The 17,930-nt window shown below is 39.4% G+C and carries 18 protein-coding genes; 7 read left to right on the top strand and 11 right to left on the bottom strand.

Annotation, left to right across the window (positions count from 1 at the left end):
- Nucleotides 1-31: 31 nt before the first annotated feature.
- Entirely contained in the window at nucleotides 32-964 is a 933-nt protein-coding gene (locus tag KSX81_RS01470; RefSeq protein WP_229065832.1) for a GNAT family N-acetyltransferase, read from the bottom strand.
- A gap of 391 nt (nucleotides 965-1,355) precedes the next feature.
- Here KSX81_RS01470 and KSX81_RS01475 point away from each other — a divergent pair, with 391 nt between their 5' ends.
- Both KSX81_RS01475 and KSX81_RS01480 read left to right on the top strand, forming a co-directional pair.
- Nucleotides 1,356-1,982: an HU family DNA-binding protein gene (locus KSX81_RS01475; protein WP_004302073.1), complete on the top strand. Its 627-nt coding sequence runs from the start codon at nucleotides 1,356-1,358 to the stop codon at nucleotides 1,980-1,982.
- A 189-nt stretch (nucleotides 1,983-2,171) separates the two neighbouring features.
- Nucleotides 2,172-3,530 (top strand): transposase, encoded by a 1,359-nt coding sequence (locus KSX81_RS01480; RefSeq protein WP_217726205.1) that lies wholly within the window; start codon nucleotides 2,172-2,174, stop codon nucleotides 3,528-3,530.
- Between the two features lie 400 nt (nucleotides 3,531-3,930).
- Here the strand turns inward: KSX81_RS01480 and KSX81_RS01485 are convergent, their stop codons facing one another.
- Together KSX81_RS01485 and KSX81_RS01490 are read right to left on the bottom strand one after the other, a co-directional pair.
- Nucleotides 3,931-4,827, bottom strand: coding sequence for a LysR family transcriptional regulator (locus KSX81_RS01485; protein WP_217726009.1), 897 nt, complete (start codon nucleotides 4,825-4,827; stop codon nucleotides 3,931-3,933).
- Between the two features lie 70 nt (nucleotides 4,828-4,897).
- Nucleotides 4,898-5,485, bottom strand: a complete 588-nt coding sequence (locus KSX81_RS01490) for a DUF6621 family protein (protein WP_217726008.1) — start codon at nucleotides 5,483-5,485, stop codon at nucleotides 4,898-4,900.
- Between the two features lie 286 nt (nucleotides 5,486-5,771).
- On the opposite strand from KSX81_RS01490, the gene clpB reads away from it, so the two are divergent.
- Nucleotides 5,772-8,360 carry an ATP-dependent chaperone ClpB gene (clpB, locus tag KSX81_RS01495; protein ID WP_004302069.1) on the top strand — a complete coding sequence of 863 codons (2,589 nt, stop codon included), beginning with the start codon at nucleotides 5,772-5,774 and terminating at the stop codon, nucleotides 8,358-8,360.
- 56 nt (nucleotides 8,361-8,416) lie between these two features.
- Here clpB and KSX81_RS01500 read toward each other — a convergent pair whose 3' ends face one another.
- From KSX81_RS01500 to nusB, 6 genes are all read right to left on the bottom strand, one after another.
- Nucleotides 8,417-8,665: a hypothetical protein gene (locus KSX81_RS01500; protein ID WP_004302068.1), complete on the bottom strand. Its 249-nt coding sequence runs from the start codon at nucleotides 8,663-8,665 to the stop codon at nucleotides 8,417-8,419.
- A gap of 476 nt (nucleotides 8,666-9,141) precedes the next feature.
- Nucleotides 9,142-9,570, bottom strand: coding sequence for a DUF5606 domain-containing protein (locus KSX81_RS01505; RefSeq protein ID WP_217726007.1), 429 nt, complete (start codon nucleotides 9,568-9,570; stop codon nucleotides 9,142-9,144).
- Nucleotides 9,571-9,590: 20 nt separating this feature from the next.
- Complete coding sequence (coaE, locus tag KSX81_RS01510; protein ID WP_004302065.1) at nucleotides 9,591-10,208, bottom strand: dephospho-CoA kinase; 618 nt, start codon at nucleotides 10,206-10,208, stop codon at nucleotides 9,591-9,593.
- Nucleotides 10,198-11,211, bottom strand: a complete 1,014-nt coding sequence (locus tag KSX81_RS01515) for a CdaR family protein (RefSeq protein ID WP_004305632.1) — start codon at nucleotides 11,209-11,211, stop codon at nucleotides 10,198-10,200. Before KSX81_RS01515 ends, coaE begins: the two co-directional genes overlap by 11 nt.
- 20 nt (nucleotides 11,212-11,231) lie before the next feature.
- Nucleotides 11,232-11,555, bottom strand: a complete 324-nt coding sequence (gene yajC, locus KSX81_RS01520) for a preprotein translocase subunit YajC (RefSeq protein WP_004302063.1) — start codon at nucleotides 11,553-11,555, stop codon at nucleotides 11,232-11,234.
- Between the two features lie 39 nt (nucleotides 11,556-11,594).
- Nucleotides 11,595-12,521, bottom strand: coding sequence for a transcription antitermination factor NusB (gene nusB, locus KSX81_RS01525; RefSeq protein ID WP_004302062.1), 927 nt, complete (start codon nucleotides 12,519-12,521; stop codon nucleotides 11,595-11,597).
- 168 nt (nucleotides 12,522-12,689) lie between these two features.
- On the opposite strand from nusB, the gene KSX81_RS01530 reads away from it, so the two are divergent.
- The 4 genes from KSX81_RS01530 (at nucleotide 12,690) to KSX81_RS01545 (ending at nucleotide 15,040) form a co-directional block, all read left to right on the top strand.
- On the top strand, nucleotides 12,690-13,091 hold the full coding sequence (locus KSX81_RS01530; protein ID WP_004302061.1) for a PUR family DNA/RNA-binding protein: 402 nt from the start codon (nucleotides 12,690-12,692) through the stop codon (nucleotides 13,089-13,091).
- 137 nt (nucleotides 13,092-13,228) lie between these two features.
- Nucleotides 13,229-13,819: a 50S ribosomal protein L25/general stress protein Ctc gene (locus KSX81_RS01535; RefSeq protein WP_004302060.1), complete on the top strand. Its 591-nt coding sequence runs from the start codon at nucleotides 13,229-13,231 to the stop codon at nucleotides 13,817-13,819.
- 136 nt (nucleotides 13,820-13,955) lie between these two features.
- On the top strand, nucleotides 13,956-14,522 hold the full coding sequence (gene pth / locus KSX81_RS01540; RefSeq protein WP_032849357.1) for an aminoacyl-tRNA hydrolase: 567 nt from the start codon (nucleotides 13,956-13,958) through the stop codon (nucleotides 14,520-14,522).
- 101 nt (nucleotides 14,523-14,623) lie between these two features.
- On the top strand, nucleotides 14,624-15,040 hold the full coding sequence (locus KSX81_RS01545; protein ID WP_004302058.1) for an RNA-binding S4 domain-containing protein: 417 nt from the start codon (nucleotides 14,624-14,626) through the stop codon (nucleotides 15,038-15,040).
- A gap of 134 nt (nucleotides 15,041-15,174) precedes the next feature.
- On the opposite strand, the gene KSX81_RS01550 is transcribed toward KSX81_RS01545, so the two are convergent.
- Both KSX81_RS01550 and KSX81_RS01555 read right to left on the bottom strand, forming a co-directional pair.
- On the bottom strand, nucleotides 15,175-15,600 hold the full coding sequence (locus KSX81_RS01550) for an HIT family protein (protein WP_004302057.1): 426 nt from the start codon (nucleotides 15,598-15,600) through the stop codon (nucleotides 15,175-15,177).
- Nucleotides 15,601-15,649: 49 nt separating this feature from the next.
- Nucleotides 15,650-17,923, bottom strand: a complete 2,274-nt coding sequence (locus tag KSX81_RS01555; RefSeq protein WP_217726006.1) for a cation:proton antiporter — start codon at nucleotides 17,921-17,923, stop codon at nucleotides 15,650-15,652.
- Between the last annotated feature and the right edge of the window lie 7 nt (nucleotides 17,924-17,930).

A 17,930-nucleotide genomic window follows, 5' to 3' on the forward strand; every position in this document is an offset into this window, starting at 1 on the left:
TAACAGAATCAAATAAGTGATTTATTTCGAATCACAGCACTTTTTTCAATTCTATTAAAGCCGAGACTTCGTTTTCCTTATTAATGTACTTCTCTATTTCATAGGGTTTATATCCTAATTTAGTATATAACAGAAGCCCACTCGTATTAGCATCAAAACAAGACAAATGAAGCTCCGATACATTATATTTCTTTTTCCCAATATCTTCCATAGCATTTATCAGAAATGTGCCAACGCCACGATTACGAAAACAAGGACTTACTATTACATTTCCAATAGCACAATATTGAGATTCTCTTACCTCATAGAAATTTGCAAACCCTACTACTTCATTATTAAATAAAACAACAGTCGAATCAAATCTATCTTTTATTGTATTCTTTAATTGATTGATTGTTAAAGGAAAATCAGCTTTAGGAAACATAAAAAACAGTTCCTGCTTGTTTCGAGGTAATTTACAAACAGTTTCTAAATCGTCAAACGTAAAATCTCTATAAGTAAGTTTTTCTTTTTCCATAATAATCATGCTGATACCCTCCATTTCTTTTCTACATACAATATTATAACCGACTTTGCTATATAGATGCAAAGTATTGGGTGTCTCTTCACCCGTAAAAAGAGAAAACTTATGACAGTGGGGAAATAATCGTTCTATTTCAGTCATAAGTTCTCTACCTATACCTTTATTCTGAAAATCGGGATGCACTATCAATTTACCAATATGACATACTCTATTTTCATCCATACGTCCCCTGACAGAACCTACAATCTGTTCATCATCTGATACGTATTTTAGAATAATGCCTGTCTGATACTCATCACAAATCTCATCCTGATTTTGCAACAAAGGGGGAAGATCGAATTTATTCATTCGCTCGGCCACCACCATAAAAGATTTCTTTTGCAAAGATAAAATGTTTACCAAATCATTTTCTTCAGCTTGCATGATATTAGTATGACTCATAATATTACAAATATACACTTTTCTAAAAACTAACAGAAGCATTGCATCCACTTTTTAGGAAATAATATATTAAGCATAAAATCCCGTTATATCCTTTCTCTTTCATCATCTTCATTCCCTCCCAAACTATTAATAGAAAACTTCTTCTTTATTAAGGATAAACTTCTTTTTGTCAAATAGAAAACTTATCTTTGTATAAGAGTAAACTATAAATGCAAGCTTTGATTATAAAAATGAAAGCTTTGTTTTTATAAACGCAAGCTTCAATTATAAAAACAAAAGTTGCATTTATAGTTTATAATTAATCAAAAGGAACTTTACTATTAGAAGAAAGGAAGTTTGCCTCTAATACAAAAGAACTTATCTATTAATACTTTAAACAATAGATGATATGGCAAGATATATCATAGAGGAGATGCCCGATCTTCAGAAAACAGGCAAAAGAATTACTTATCCTAAATTTGCGCGGATAGATAATACAAGCATAAAAGAGTTAGCGCAACGAGTTGGCGACGTCAGTGGATTCAGTGCAGGAGACATAGAAGGCGTACTACTTCAGACCGCCATTGAAATGGCGCATTTGATGGCAGAAGGACGCTCGGTAAAGATAGACGGAATAGGAACGTTTACTCCCTCTCTTACTTTAGGCAGAGACAAGGAGCGGGAAGATCCAGAAGAAGGGGGGAGTCATCGCAACGCACAAAGTATTTTTATAGGAGGTGTAAATTTCCGGGTAGACCGAGAAATGGTGAGAAATATCAGCGAAAGATGCCAACTGGAAAGAGCACCCTGGAAAAAGCAACGATCCTCTAATAAATTCACATCGGAACAACGACTGGCATTAGCTCTAAAGTATCTGGATGAACATCCCTTCCTGACCGTTTGGGAATATCGCAAACTAACAGGATTGTTGCAAACAGCAGCAACCAACGAACTAAGACAGTGGGGACATCAACCGGATTCTGGAATAGAAATCACAGGAAGAGGAGCACACAGGGTATATATAAAGAAAAAATAGTCGAACGAAGAGGATAACAGTATGAGAAATACCCCGAAAATAGATGAGAAATAACTGGGGATATTCCTAAAATAATAAAATTTAAGGCAACTAATTCATTGCGAGTTAGTTGCCTTTTTTGTATCTTTAAGCATTCCCCCCCAAAAACGGTTTGACGGCCAAAACGGGGGGAATTAAAAATAAAAACACATGGTAAAGATACAAAAAATCTCAGAAATCGAACCTTGTTTAGGTTTTACCGAGTTCGATATGCTTAAAAAATATCGTCAAAGTTTTGCAACGAGTGAATTAGGTCGACTCCATTCTCTGTTCCCTTTCTCGGAACTGGCCCGACAAATGCATTTGAAGTCCTCTCCTTTGGGGCGTAAAAGTTATTTTTCTCCCGAAGGTAAAATAGCCTTGATGGTCTTGAAGTCCTATACCAACTTTTCCGATGCACAACTGATTGAGCATTTAAACGGTAATATTCATTACCAGTTATTTTGTGGTATTCAGATTGATCCGCTTCATCCACTGACCAATCCTAAAATCGTCAGTGCAATTCGTCAGGAACTAGCGGATCGCCTTGATATTGAGTCCCTCCAGCTCATTCTTGCCGAGCATTGGAAACCTTATCTTGAGAACCTTCATGTCTGTATGACCGATGCCACCTGTTATGAAAGTCATCTGCGCTTTCCTACTGATACCAAACTCTTATGGGAAGGTATTGTATGGCTTCATCGTCATCTGTGCAAACATTGCCAGACCTTGCACATACAACGTCCCCGTAACAAGTATCTTGATGTACGCCGTGCCTATCTTGCTTATAGCAAACTGCGTAAACGCAAGAAATCACAGACTCGTATGATTACACGAAGGTTACTTCAGTTATTGGAAAAGTTACTTGACCAGCTGGAGCAGCTTCATTCATCCTACAGGAACAGGCTTACACTATCCTCTGATTACCAAAGACGTTTCTCGGTCATACAGACAGTCCTTGAGCAAGGGAAAAATTTATTTGCAGGCAAAAAAGTGTCCAACCGTATCGTGAGTATCGACCGGCATTACCTTCGTCCCATTATCAGAGGCAAGGAAACCAAATCCGTTGAATTCGGAGCCAAAGTCAACAATATACAGATAGACGGAATCTCCTTTATAGAACATATCTCCTTTAAGGCTTTTAACGAAGGAGTACGTTTGAAAGACTGTATTCATCTGCAACAACAACTGACCGGGGTCAGGGTTAAGGCGCTTGCGGCGGATTCAATCTATGCCAATAATGCCAACCGGAAATTTTGTACAAAATATCATATAAGTACTTCCTTTAAGCGTAAGGGCAGAGCTGCCAAAGATGAGCCGCTTCGGAAAATCTTACGGTCGGAACTCAGCCGTGAAAGAGCTACCCGCCTGGAAGGAAGTTTTGGAACGCAGAAACAACATTACTCACTGGCCAGGATAAAAGCTAGAAACAGGAAAACGGAAGTACTTTGGATTTTCTTTGGGATACATACAGCCAATGCGGTATGTATGATAGAAAAGGTCGAAAAGAAAAAAAGAAAGGCAGCATAATCTGACTAAAATAACAGGAAAAACAGGAGAGGTTTTAACTTCCCCTAAAAAAGACATGTACATAATGCAAGGGTGGGAAGGAAAAAACAAGAATATGTAAACAATATTGTACAAAAAAGATAGAAGACTGGGAGAGTTGAACGAAAAAATCAAGAGAAAAGCTCACGTAAAGCAAAGCTTTTCTCTTGATTTTTTAGAAAGAGGAACATTTACTGAATATCCCTAACTGTTTTGAGGCCTATTTCACTAAAGAAACTATGAGAAATAGGCTTTCTCAAAACGTTTCTCATTCAGTAATTATCTGGTTATAAGATTATTATAAAATAATTATGAGAATATGAGAAATGAAAATCATTTTTCTTATTCTGGAGAAGCGATTGCACGAGAGAAAAAGACAAGCTTACAGGCTCTTACTATGATGTCCGGCGAAACGCATAAATACCTGTGACAATCCTCCCTCCTGCCCTTGCAGCTGTACAAAGTTAAATTCGCGCAGCATTGGCATTCCTTTTATTTCGACTACACGGAGATTGCCAGCTACAAGCTCTTTATGCACCGAACGGATAGAAACAATTCCCATACAGTCCGTATGTTCCAAAAAAAGCTTGATACTCTCTGTACTACCGAGATACATCAATACATTTAAAGAAGAAAGTTTGAGATTATGTTGCAATAAGGCGCGTTCAAACACATCTAATGTACCGGAGCCCCTCTCCCGCAAAACCAAAGGAATATTCAGCAAATCTTCCGGAGTAATCTCATCCGTGAGAGCTAATTTACTCTGTGTATGCACCACGGCAACCAGTTCGTCTTGCAAAAATGGAGTATATTTCAGATTAGGTAAGCGGAAGATCCCTTCGACCAGTCCCAAATCAATCCGATGCTCTTGCAAGGCAGCTTCCACTCCCCGGGAATTTCCATTAATCAAAGAAAGATTGATTTGCGGAAACTTGGCTATAAAGTTCGCTAACAGAGGAGGAAGTACATATTGCGCAATCGTAGTACTGGCCCCCAATTTCAGTTCGCCGATATATTCATTATGCAACAGATGCATCTCATATTCTAATTGTTTATAATCGTCCAGGATTTTCTCACTATGTTTCAACAGCAATTCTCCGGCCTTAGTCAGTGAGATTTTGCTCCCTTGACGGTCGAACAAACGAGCTTGATAGTAAGTCTCCAGCTCCTGAATATGTTTGGTGATAGCAGGTTGACTGACAAACAATTCTTGCGAAGCCTTCGTAAAGCTTAGATTCTTCGCTACGCTCTGAAATACTTTTAAACGAAAATCGGACACGGCAATTATGATTAACAGTTAAGAAATCAATGACGAATAATGAATTACAGAAAGAATAAAAGCACAATAGTTATTGCAATTCTTCCGCTTTTATCCCCAACGCCTGCATGACAGGGAAAGCCAGCATATCCCATTTATAATCCACCGGAAGTTCGGGCTCATTCATACGGAATTGAATGACCTCTTTGCCTTTCACTTCATGCAAAGCATCAGTCACTTTCTTTCCATACTCCTCATTGAAAGAAATAACGATCATCCTTTTCACGTCTGCCGAATCGGAAAGGATAGAGAGTAAATCCAAAAACAAATCTTCTCTTGACACCATTCCTTCCGACGGAACGCTGGCAAAAGAATATTCACCATAAGGGCTCTGAAACGCAACTCCATTCAATTCTTCCTGCAAATCGGAAGGTTGGCAATATTGCAATCGACTGGATTCTTTATCATACACAAAAAGAAATTGCACCTCGTTCTTCCCTTCTGTAATCCCTGCATCCAAGGTTATATAGGTGGTCAACATCGAAAGGTCTATCTCTTGTAAAGAACGATGCAAAGTTTCTTCAAAATATCCTTTTATATCCGTTATTACAAAATTCAAAAAAGCAGCGTCAATCAACACCACTGTTTCAGCAAGTTTTATTTGGGGCTTATCACTCATATACCATCTATATTATTACAGCGGATAAAGATACTACAATACTTTTATTTATCCACTTTTCAATATTTATTTTCTTTCATCACAGGCTAAAATTACACAAACAAGCGTATCAGGTAACAAATGATATTTTATAGCAAATTCGTCAGTTACTCCCAGATAAAAAAGGTCATTTTGTCCTTTAACTCCTTAATACTCATGCTATTTTGTCATATTTTTATACTTGGCAAATCTTTTGCGCCCTCTTAGGTGTTATTAAAAACGTGAAATAAGAAAGGAGAACAAAGATATGAACTTTAACAATTTTACCATCAAATCTCAAGAAGCGGTACAGGAGGCCGTGAACCTGGTACAAAGCCGGGGACAACAAGCCATTGAACCTGTCCACATCATGCAGGGAGTAATGAAGGTAGGTGAAAATGTCACTAACTTCATTTTCCAGAAACTTGGCATGAACGGACAGCAGGTAGCTCTTGTTGTCGACAAACAGATCGACTCCCTGCCAAAAGTATCCGGCGGAGAACCGTATCTGAGTCGTGAATCTAACGAAGTATTGCAGAAAGCAACACAGTATTCTAAAGAAATGGGCGATGAGTTTGTTTCATTAGAGCATATCATACTAGCATTGCTGACTGTGAAAAGTACCGTCTCCACTATCTTGAAAGATGCCGGTATGACGGAAAAAGAATTACGCAATGCCATCAGCGAGTTGAGGAAAGGAGAAAAAGTAACGTCACAATCTAGTGAAGATACTTATCAATCATTGGAAAAGTACGCTATCAACCTGAACGAAGCTGCCCGTAGCGGAAAACTGGATCCCGTAATCGGACGTGATGAAGAAATCCGCCGGGTACTCCAGATATTGAGCCGCCGTACAAAAAACAACCCAATTTTGATCGGTGAACCGGGAACTGGTAAGACAGCGATTGTAGAAGGCTTGGCACATCGTATCCTTCGCGGGGATGTACCTGAAAACCTGAAAAACAAGCAGGTCTATTCACTGGATATGGGAGCATTGGTTGCCGGTGCAAAATATAAAGGTGAATTTGAAGAACGATTGAAATCGGTTGTCAATGAGGTGAAGAAATCAGAAGGTGATATTATTCTGTTCATTGATGAGATTCACACGCTGGTAGGTGCCGGAAAAGGTGAAGGAGCCATGGACGCCGCCAACATTCTAAAACCTGCCTTAGCTCGTGGAGAATTACGTTCTATCGGAGCAACAACCCTCGACGAATATCAAAAGTACTTCGAAAAGGACAAAGCTTTGGAGCGTCGTTTCCAAATCGTACAAGTGGATGAACCGGACAACTTGAGTACCATTTCTATCCTTCGTGGACTGAAAGAGCGTTACGAGAACCATCACCATGTGCGTATCAAAGATGATGCCATCATTGCAGCCGTCGAATTGAGTAGCCGTTACATCACCGACCGTTTCCTGCCGGATAAAGCCATTGACCTGATGGATGAAGCTGCAGCTAAACTGCGTATGGAGGTAGATTCTGTTCCTGAAGAACTGGATGAAATCTCCCGCAAAATCAAGCAGCTGGAAATCGAACGGGAAGCTATTAAACGTGAAAACGATAAACCGAAACTGGAAATCATCGGTAAGGAGCTTGCCGAACTTAAAGAACAGGAAAAGTCCTTTAAAGCCAAATGGCAGAGTGAAAAAACGCTGATGGATAAAATCCAGCAGAATAAGGTTGAGATAGAGAATCTTAAATTTGAAGCAGAAAAAGCTGAACGTGAAGGTGACTATGGTAAAGTAGCCGAAATCCGTTACGGTAAACTTCAGGCTTTGGACAAAGAGATAGAAGATACTCAAAAGCAGCTACGTGATATGCAAGGCGATAAAGCCATGATTAAGGAAGAGGTAGATGCTGAGGACATTGCCGATGTTGTTTCCCGTTGGACAGGTATTCCTGTCAGCAAGATGCTGCAAAGTGAAAAGGATAAACTATTGCACTTGGAAGAGGAACTTCATCAACGTGTAATCGGTCAGGATGAAGCGATTGAAGCCGTGGCAGATGCCGTGCGCCGTAGTCGTGCCGGATTACAGGATCCGAAACGTCCGATTGGCTCGTTCATTTTCCTCGGAACCACCGGTGTAGGTAAGACCGAACTGGCGAAGGCATTGGCAGAATTCCTGTTCGATGACGAAACGATGATGACTCGTATCGACATGAGCGAGTATCAGGAAAAGCACAGTGTTTCCCGTTTAGTCGGAGCGCCTCCGGGATACGTAGGATATGATGAAGGCGGTCAGCTGACAGAAGCTATACGTCGGAAACCTTACTCTGTTGTCCTGTTTGACGAGATAGAAAAAGCTCATCCGGATGTTTTCAATATCCTGTTACAGGTATTGGATGACGGACGACTGACTGACAATAAAGGAAGGGTGGTCAACTTCAAAAATACAATCATCATCATGACTTCGAATATGGGTAGTTCTTATATACAAAGTCAGATGGAGAAGTTGCACGGTTCCAATAAAGAAGAAGTGATTGAAGAAACGAAGAAGGAAGTCATGAATATGTTGAAAAAGACGATTCGCCCGGAATTCCTGAACCGTATTGATGAAACGATCATGTTCTTACCATTGAATGAAAAGGAAATCAAGCAGATCGTACTCTTACAAATCAAGGGAGTTCAGAAAATGCTTGCCGAAAACGGAGTGGAACTGAAACTGACGGAAGGAGCATTGGACTTCTTATCTCAAGTGGGATATGATCCTGAATTTGGAGCTCGTCCGGTAAAGAGGGCTATTCAACGTTATCTATTGAACGATCTATCCAAAAAGTTACTTTCCCAGGAAGTCGACCGCAGTAAAGCAATTACCGTTGACGCTGGTGGAGACGGATTGGTATTCAGAAATTAAGAGTTTCCATTTAAATAGAATACCGGTATGCTTGATAAGAAGCATACCGGTATTATTTATATCCCTGAATATGTAAATCTCCGGACTTCCGGTTGGCAATTCGGATGGCTCATTACCAAAACATAGGTACCCTGTTGAGGGATTTCCATAGTCAATAAAGGCAAAGCAAATTTATGTTTGCCTTTTAATTCTCCCTGTGAATCGTAAAGGAATACCATTGTACCTGCCAACAAACCTGTTAGGCATAATGTCCCTTTTTCATTGTCCAAACGGACGTTTACTTCTTTATTTGTTATTGTCTCCATACCCTACATCAAAAACCATCTGCTCCCCTAGAAGGCTATTAAAAATAAAAAGCGTGGGAACTTACTACAATTATCCCCCCTTGACGCTTTAGACATCTACTAGCTAAATCATGCAAAACAACTAATGTTCAACCACATATTTACATACATGGCAGAACACGAGCGTTTAAACATTATTCCTAAGTAGTTCAATATTGTCCAGATCTCAAGTCTTGAATAATATCTTTATAACGCTTTTGTTCTCTATTGTTATTCGCCGTTCACTACTGCTATTCCCAAGAATAGTGAACAGCGACAAAGATACATAAAAAAGCATCATTATTTACAATATAAGTAGAAGATATTTATTTTAGTAAAAGATTACCCAAATAATACTAATTTTTTTTCTGAACATACAAGTGTTTATACGAAAAAACATGATAAGCATTTTAAATGCTTATCATGTTCTCTATTTTTGATTAAATAAACGGTACAGATTATTCTGCAGCTGCTTCTTCCTTAACTTCACCTTCCGGTTTAAATTCTGTGATTCCATTAGAAATCAAAATGTTATACCAAGCTACCAATTTCTTGATATCTGCTACATATACGCGTTCACGATCAAAGTTTGGTAATACTTCAGCCAAGTATTCACGCAATTGTTCAGGAGTAGCCTTTTTCGGGTCGATAGAAGCCTGCGCTGATTTCTCTTTCTCTTTTATAGCTTCCAGCACATCATACAAAGGCACTTCTGCATCGTCCGTATACATTGCTATATCGGCCAAAGAAATAATTTTTTCATTACCATAAGCGGGGAAACGTTTCTTCTCAGCACTGACTGATTCAACAATCAACATATTTTTTCCTTGCGAAATAAGTTTGTATAATCCCGGTTTACCTGAGATAGACAAGATAGTCTTCAACATAGTATATATCCTTTTATTTATTAATTATTTTTTGCGGAGCAAAGGTAATGATTATTTTTAGATAGCAAAGAAATAAGCTCCAAAACCTGCGGAATTAACGGTGTTTCATCATCATTGACTATCACGAAATCAGCATGACTTCTCTTAACTTCATCACTCATTTGTGCCTCAATACGCTTCATCACCTGTTCTCTCGATGAACAATCCCGTTTTATGGCGCGCTCCACTCTCACTTCCAGCGGCGCATACACCATAACCAGAAAATCAACTTCACTCCTAAAACCGGCTTCCACAAGTATGGCAGACTCCATACCTACCAATTGTTCACCACCAAACCGGGCAGCCCACCGACGAAAATCTTCTTTCACCTGTGGATGAATAATTTCATTCACTTTCTGCACACGATTCGGATGACCGAACATATAGGATGCCAGCAAAGAACGATTCAACACACCATTTTGAAACACATCCTGACCGACCAGCGCACAAAGTTCCTGACAAATCACCGGATCTGTCTGCGTGATACGCTTTGCTTCTATATCTGAAATATAAACAGGAATTCCCATTATTCCAAATAATCTGGAAACCACACTTTTCCCGCTACCGATACCACCGGTTATACCAATCTTAATCGACATTAGAAGTAATTTGTTCTATCAAGAAGTCTACTTGCTCAGGAACAATACGGATTTGATTGATTCCACTTGGGAACGACTTCAATTTAACCGTATATTTATCAGAACCCAGCTTCAACAACTCTTCGTAAGAAATATTGATGATAAAATCGCTTGCTTTTATGCTGCGGAACCGCTTTAACCCCACCTGGAAAGTTATCTGAACTTTGGAAGGGAAGGTACGTAATGCCTTATCGGCTGGGAAATTAACTCCGTGTAATGGCACCTCTACTGTTTTCTCCGTATAAATATCTACCGGAAATATCATTTCTACCGAAGCCGGAACAAACTTCACTCCTCTTTCAGAATTCAGCGGAATTCGTCGCCGGGTTGTATCTGAAATATTCTCCAGGTTTATCTTTTGAGTATATGCGGTGGTGATAGTATCCAGAATTCCTTCCGGAGCATAAACTAATACAGAATCCGGATTACAAATCGTATCTGATACATAATATTGAAGTCCGGCTGTCACTTTCCCCTGAAAGCGGACAGGTACTAACTTAGACTTTCCTTCAGAATAGATATACTCTAATGTATCCGGCTTGATTGAAAGAATTTTGGAAGACACATTCAATTGACTCAATATCTTTTTCTCAAAATCAGATGCGTAAATCTTCACATGATTATCTTTTCCTTTATAATCAAGAAAACCTAGATTTACCGGGAAAAAACTTTTCCCCAGCATATAATTGAGCAGCACCGTACCTTTATCTTTCACTCTGACGCGAAGTTCGGAAGGCGGTTCCGAAGTCAGCACTACATTATTGGGAACATCTTTTATTCGTACCGGAATGGAGAACTCGGCTTCATAGTCACTATTCAGAGTCTGAAGCAGCCAAAATCCACCGGCTATCAAGAAGAAAAATAAAAAAATTAAGAACTCTCTGCTCTTATCACTGAGCAGAAAATCCTTAATTTTCTTTGATAGTTTTAAATATGTATATTCTATTTTCCTACGATCAAACATAGGCACTTATTTATCAACTATTATTTAGATTGATTGCTAGCAGCTGAAGCATCAGCGAAAATAGAATTCTTGTCTATTTTAATCTTTACATTAGAAGCAATCTCAAGTACTATGTAATCGTCAGTAATTTCCTTGATTGTTCCGTGGATACCACCTGCAGTAATCACATTCTGATTTACCTGAAGAGATTTACGGAAATTTGCTATTTCTTTTTGCTTCTTATTCTGAGGACGGATCATAAAGAAATACATGATAACAAACATAGCTATCAGCATGATCCACATCATACTTCCACCTCCGGCAGCACCGGCAGGAGCTTGCAATAATACAGTCAATACGTTCATAAATAATCTGTTTTAGTTTCTACTATATGGACAAAGGTATCAGTTTTTAGTCAACTTACCTTCTTTTTTTAATTGATTAACTATTCCATCCAGCGTACCGTTGATAAAGCTACCGCTTTTAGCTGTGCTATACAACTTCGCTATCTCTACATATTCATTTAACGAAACACTGACCGGAATGTTCGGGAAACTAAGAATTTCTGCTAATGCAGTCTGCATAATGATAACGTCCATAAATGCAATACGGTCCAGATCCCAATTTTTTGTATTCTCACTAACCAAATGACGGTAATAGTCGGAATTCAAAATAGTACGACGGAACAGACGACGTGCAAACTCTTGATCTTCGTCATCCTTAAATTCCGGAAGCAGTTCCTGGTTGGCACCCTTCTTTTCATCAAAACGTTTGATCGTTTTCAGGACGAATGTATCTACAATTTCTTTGTCATCATTCCAATACAGACTCTGATCTTCCAATACCTGATCGAGAGAATCATTATTAAAGATGTATGTTTTATAGAGTTTTCTCCATAATTCACGATCGGCCTCGTATGAGTGGTCGTCAGAAGCCATATAATCTTTATAGATATCGGTTTCTACAATTTTCTCATAAAGTTCCTTGATGAAGTCCTGGTCGTTTGCCCAGGTTCTTTTTTGATTGGCTATAAACTCTACCAATTGCTTATTGACTTCCAATTGAGCAATAAACTTGTTATCTACGAACTTCCTGTTGGGATACAACTCCTCTTTCGTAGGTGCCAATTTAGCTTTTGCCGCATCAATACGTTTTTGTGCATACTCTGTCAATGCTATCATCAGCATTAGCAAATAATTATAAAGGTCATACGCCTTTGAAAGACTAAAGAATAACTCTTTCTCCGCTGAGTCTAGATTTTTGCTGCCATTTTGATAATAGGCATATACTATCTGTATAATCTTAAGACGAATAAGAACTCTGTTGATCATAATTCAAATTAATACTGTTGTTATCGAACTGCAAAAGTAGATATTTTTAATGAGTTTCCACTAATAAATCACATTTTTTAATGCAGTATTTGATTCTCTGCGCTTTTTCTTTTGACAGTTTAAAAAAAATATCCAATTTTGAGGCCGATTATAAACGGACCGAAAGATATGGAAGATTTAAAAAAGAAAATGAGCGCAGACATGAATGATAAGGAGATTGTATTCTCCAAGTCCATTAAAGCAGGTAAACGCATCTATTACCTTGACGTAAAGAAGAATCGTAAAGATGAAATGTTCCTGGCTATTACAGAGAGTAAGAAAGTGATAACGGGAGAAGGTGACGATTCTCAGGTTAGTTTCGAAAAACACAAAATCTTCCTATATAGGGAGGACTTTCAGAAGTTTATGGCAGGACTCGAAGAAGCAGTCAACTTCATTGAGTGCAGTGATGCGAACGAATACATCGCCCGCCTGAACACCGAAGCGGATGAAGAAAGTGAACAGAAAGCAATCGAAGAAGCCCGGGAAAACAAGTTAGAGAGCGAAATTAAGATCGATATTGACTTTTAAGAAAGTAACTCTTTGATATTTCAAAAAAAAGACGTACTTTTGCACCGCTTTTTTGCAACATCGTGTGATAATCCACATCGTGTGATGGTGAATTAAGCAAGCTAACTTAATTTAGAGTAACACAAATTTTTAAAGAAATGAAATCAATTGAAGTAAAAGGAACTGCAAGAACAATTGCAGAACGCTCTTCTGAACAAGCTAGAGCTTTGAAAGAAATTCGTAAAAACGGTGGTGTACCTTGTGTACTTTACGGAGGTAATGAAGTAGTTCACTTCACAGTGACTAACGAAGGACTTCGTAACTTAGTTTATACTCCGCACATCTACGTTGTAGACTTGGTTATCGATGGCAAAAAAGTAAACGCTATCCTGAAAGATATTCAGTTCCATCCGGTAAAAGATACTATCCTGCACGTTGACTTCTATCAGATTGACGAAGCTAAACCTATCGTAATGGAAGTACCTGTACAGTTGGAAGGTCTTGCAGAAGGTGTGAAAGCCGGTGGTAAACTTGCACTGCAGATGCGTAAGATCAAAGTGAAAGCTTTGTACAATGTAATTCCTGAGAAACTGATCGTTAACGTTTCTCACCTAGGATTGGGCAAGACTGTTAAAGTTGGCGAATTGAGCTTCGAAGGCCTTGAACTGATTAGTGCTAAAGAAGCCGTTGTATGTGCTGTTAAGTTGACTCGTGCAGCAAGAGGTGCAGCAGCAGCCGCTGGCAAGTAATTGAGATTATCCCTGTAAAGAGATATACTTCAAACGCAGATTAATGCAGATTAAAGCAGATGTTCAGTCTGCATTAATTTGTATTAATCTGCGTTTCTCTTTCTATATTAATGAACTGTTTTACGGAAAAACGATGATAAAATATTTAGTTGTCGGACTGGGAAACATTGGTCCCGAGTATCATGAAACCCGACATAATATCGGATTCATGACAGTAGAAGCATTGGCCAGAATTAACAATGCTCCTCCTTTTATGGATGGACGCTATGGATTCACCACCAGCTTTTCCATCAAAGGACGTCAGTTGATCCTGCTCAAGCCATCGACTTTTATGAACCTGAGTGGATTGGCCGTTCGCTATTGGATGCAGAAAGAAAATATTCCATTGGAAAATGTGCTGATCGTAGTAGATGATCTGGCTCTTCCTTTCGGAACGTTACGCCTAAAAGGAAAAGGAAGTGATGCAGGCCATAACGGATTGAAGCATATTGCCGCCATTCTGGGCACTCAAAACTATGCCCGTCTGCGTTTTGGAATCGGGAGTGATTTTCCACGTGGCGGACAAATCGATTACGTACTCGGTCACTTCACTGATGAAGACTGGAAGACAATGGATGAAAGACTGGAGATGGCAGGGGAAATTATCAAAAGTTTCTGTCTTGCCGGTATCGACATCACAATGAACCAGTTCAACAAGAAATGATGAACCTGTTCTATAAAAAATAAAGATAGCAATGAACGGTTAGCGATCAATGATAACGTCCACTAACCGACTAATTATTTATCACTAAATAACTAACTAAAATGGCTGAAGCAAGAATAGATAAATGGATGTGGGCTGTCCGCATCTTCAAGACACGTACGATTGCAGCAGAAGCCTGCAAAAAAGGACGTATTACCATCAACGGTTCGCTGGTCAAAGCTGCCCGTATGATAAAACCGGGTGATGTTATTCAAGTGAAGAAACCACCTATCACATACTCATTCAAAGTATTACAACCGATTGAGAAACGTGTAGGAGCCAAACTGGTATCGGAAATGATGGAAAATGTAACGACTCCCGATCAATATGAATTACTTGAAATGAGCAAAATCAGCGGATTCGTAGACCGGGCACGTGGAACCGGACGCCCGACCAAGAAAGATCGCCGGGAACTGGAAGAATTTACAACTCCAGAGTTTATGGATGATTTTGACTTTGATTTCGATTTTGAAGAATAGGATAAATAGAAAAACGATGAATCGTAAACAATGAACGGTGAACAGACTGCGTTATATCCACAGGCTTGCTCACCGTTCATTGTTTACGATTTGTATAGCTTACCACTTATAGAGTTGCAGTTCGCCCTTTCTTTTTACAGATTCGCTTTAACAGCATCAATCAGTTCCTGATATTCTGCGTCAGTCAGATAAACCTTTCCCGGGTTCATTTGGAATATACCTCCATAATCAGGTCCATCCACATATTTAGGTGCTAAATGAAAATGCAAATGAGACAATTTATCCGAGTAAGCACCATAATTAATCTTTTCCGGCTGGAAAGCTTTTTGCATGGCACGAGTGACACGCGCTACATCTGCCATAAAAGCATTACGGTCTTCATCACTCAATTCATTCAAATCGTTCACATGGTCTTTATAAGAAACAAGACAACGTCCACGGTAGGTTTGTTCCTTAAACAAAAACACACGTGACACACTCAATTGCGCAATCTCAATCATCAGATTATGCAGCGTTTCATTGTTCTGGCAATACAGACATTCTTTCGGATCACTCTTCATGATATTATTATTTTAAGTTTTTATCGTTGCAAAAATAAGTATTCCATTCTTATCCGGCTTGTACTTTTTCGTTTTTTTGATCGACTAATTGGTACACATCCTCTTTTTCGCCTACCACCCAAACAACATCGCCTTCTTCGAGCGGAGCATTTACATCAGGAACCATCAGTGTACCGTCTTCACTTTCAACACCGGCTATCATACAATGATATTTGTCGCGGATACCCGATTCACGAATCGTTTTACCCAGAAAAACAGAATCACTGTCAATGATAAACTGCTTCAAAGCCATCTCGCTCTTTTCATAAACCTCCCAGTCTATCTTCGCTCCGTTTTGCATCGCCTCATTAAACACACTTAATTGTTCATCCGTCCCTATCACCTGTATCTTATCCATTGGAAACAGACGAACAGAACCACCGGGGATATTAATCCTCCTCTTTCCACGAAGAATAGAAGCAACATGAACTCCAAACTTCTTCCCCAAGTTCAGCTCCATCAATGTCTTTCCCGCCCAACTGGATTCACCCGGAATTTCCATATCGGCAAGATGCAAATCATGCGACAACAAACGACCGGCATACTCCGGCTTTTTCTCTCCCAGATACTCTGCACGTACATCTCTGGAACGGAGATTCTGGAAGAAACGACGTTCAATCAATATCGATTGCTTTTTCAAACGGCGAGACCATACCATCAACAATACAATAAGTACAGCCACTCCAATAATCAATCCGATAGACGCCTTAAATAATCCGGAAATAACAAAGATGACAAAAAGTGCCGCTATCATAATACGAATCACGATTGTCGATACCAGCGGCGCGCGGTTGGCACGGCTATCATGCCATAAGGTCATAAACTCAACCGAATGATTTTTCTTCACCATAATGGCACGCAAGAAAGGAGCAATACACAGAATCATAAATACCGCTCCCAACAACGATGCCCAGAAATGAGGCAGATTCTCTTTAAAGAATGGCACAACAAAACGAAAAGAAAGTGCAATAATCGACATACTGACAATTGAATAAACAACTGTTATACGTACCATTGACAAGATTAGCTTCTTCCACAAATTCTCGTGATTCAGAGCTGTTTGCGAACCGGAAGAATAACGCATCATTATTTTTTTCCATGATTCCGGAAGATGAGCATCCACAAAAGTAGAAGCCGGCTCGGCAAAACGAATCATATAAGGAGTCAGGAAAGTAGTAATCACAGAAACCGCTACCACTATCGGATACAGAAAATCACTCGTTACATGCAAAGAGACTCCCAAAGAAGCAATAATAAACGCAAATTCGCCGATCTGCGTTAAACTAAAGCCGCATTGCATAGCCGTCTTTAAAGGCTTTCCGGAGAGAATAACACCGAATGTACCAAAAACGGCCTGTCCCAAGATAACAGCCAAAGTAATAACTATAATAGGTAGAGCATATTCTACAATCATTGCAGGATCCACCATCATACCGACCGATACGAAAAAGATAGCTCCAAAAAGATCCTTTACCGGTTTCACCAGTCGGTCTATAGATTCCGCCTCAATTGTTTCCGCCAGAATAGATCCCATTATAAATGCACCAAATGCAGCAGAAAATCCTGTATGAGCCGCCATCACTACCATACCGAAACAAAGTGCCAACGACACAATAAGCAGAGTCTCCTCTCCCATCAATTTCCGGCAGCGTTTCAAGAATTCAGGAATCAGATAGATACCGACAACAAACCACAGAATAAGGAAAAACAATAATTTCCCGATACTCTCCAACATCTCGGTACCTTCAAAATGTTGGCTTACCGCCATAGTGGAAAGCATCACCATTAATACAATAGCCAAAATATCTTCCAAAATCAAGATACTCAACACAAGTCCGGTGAACTGCTTCTTCCTTAATCCTAAATCATCAAAAGCTTTATAAATAATAGTAGTAGACGACATCGCAATCATACCGCCCAAGAACAGACTGTCCATCCTGTGCCAACCAAAACCCATGCCGACTCCTATTCCCAACAAAATCATACAAAAGATGATGGTACAGGCAGCAATGATGGCAGAACCACCCACCTTGACAATCTTCTTAAAACTAAATTCCAAACCAAGAGCAAACAGCAAGAAAATAACACCAATATCCGCCCAAGTCTTAATATTGGCAGTATCCATCACTGAAGGAGTATACGGCATATGCGGACTTGCCAGAAATCCGGCAACTACATATCCCAAGACCAGAGGTTGTTTCAACTTCTTAAACAACAAAGTCATAACACCGGCACAAATCAATATAAGTGCGAGGTCAGCTATAAGAGTAGGTAATTGAGACATTATTTTA

It is taken from the genome of Bacteroides sp. MSK.18.37 (assembly GCF_019129155.2).
GTDB lineage: Bacteria > Bacteroidota > Bacteroidia > Bacteroidales > Bacteroidaceae > Bacteroides > Bacteroides ovatus.

Coding starts and splice junctions, on each gene's coding strand:
- KSX81_RS01505 (WP_217726007.1), bottom strand. CDS start 9,570: ATGTTGAAGACTATCTTGTCTATCTCAGGTAAACCGGGATTATACAAA.
- KSX81_RS01480 (WP_217726205.1), top strand. CDS start 2,172: ATGGTAAAGATACAAAAAATCTCAGAAATCGAACCTTGTTTAGGTTTT.
- yajC (WP_004302063.1), bottom strand. CDS start 11,555: ATGAACGTATTGACTGTATTATTGCAAGCTCCTGCCGGTGCTGCCGGA.
- KSX81_RS01535 (WP_004302060.1), top strand. CDS start 13,229: ATGAAATCAATTGAAGTAAAAGGAACTGCAAGAACAATTGCAGAACGC.
- clpB (WP_004302069.1), top strand. CDS start 5,772: ATGAACTTTAACAATTTTACCATCAAATCTCAAGAAGCGGTACAGGAG.
- KSX81_RS01515 (WP_004305632.1), bottom strand. CDS start 11,211: ATGTTTGATCGTAGGAAAATAGAATATACATATTTAAAACTATCAAAG.
- KSX81_RS01490 (WP_217726008.1), bottom strand. CDS start 5,485: ATGAGTGATAAGCCCCAAATAAAACTTGCTGAAACAGTGGTGTTGATT.
- KSX81_RS01545 (WP_004302058.1), top strand. CDS start 14,624: ATGGCTGAAGCAAGAATAGATAAATGGATGTGGGCTGTCCGCATCTTC.
- KSX81_RS01530 (WP_004302061.1), top strand. CDS start 12,690: ATGGAAGATTTAAAAAAGAAAATGAGCGCAGACATGAATGATAAGGAG.
- KSX81_RS01500 (WP_004302068.1), bottom strand. CDS start 8,665: ATGGAGACAATAACAAATAAAGAAGTAAACGTCCGTTTGGACAATGAA.
- KSX81_RS01470 (WP_229065832.1), bottom strand. CDS start 964: ATGAGTCATACTAATATCATGCAAGCTGAAGAAAATGATTTGGTAAAC.
- KSX81_RS01475 (WP_004302073.1), top strand. CDS start 1,356: ATGGCAAGATATATCATAGAGGAGATGCCCGATCTTCAGAAAACAGGC.
- KSX81_RS01550 (WP_004302057.1), bottom strand. CDS start 15,600: ATGAAGAGTGATCCGAAAGAATGTCTGTATTGCCAGAACAATGAAACG.
- KSX81_RS01555 (WP_217726006.1), bottom strand. CDS start 17,923: ATGTCTCAATTACCTACTCTTATAGCTGACCTCGCACTTATATTGATT.
- nusB (WP_004302062.1), bottom strand. CDS start 12,521: ATGATCAACAGAGTTCTTATTCGTCTTAAGATTATACAGATAGTATAT.
- coaE (WP_004302065.1), bottom strand. CDS start 10,208: ATGTCGATTAAGATTGGTATAACCGGTGGTATCGGTAGCGGGAAAAGT.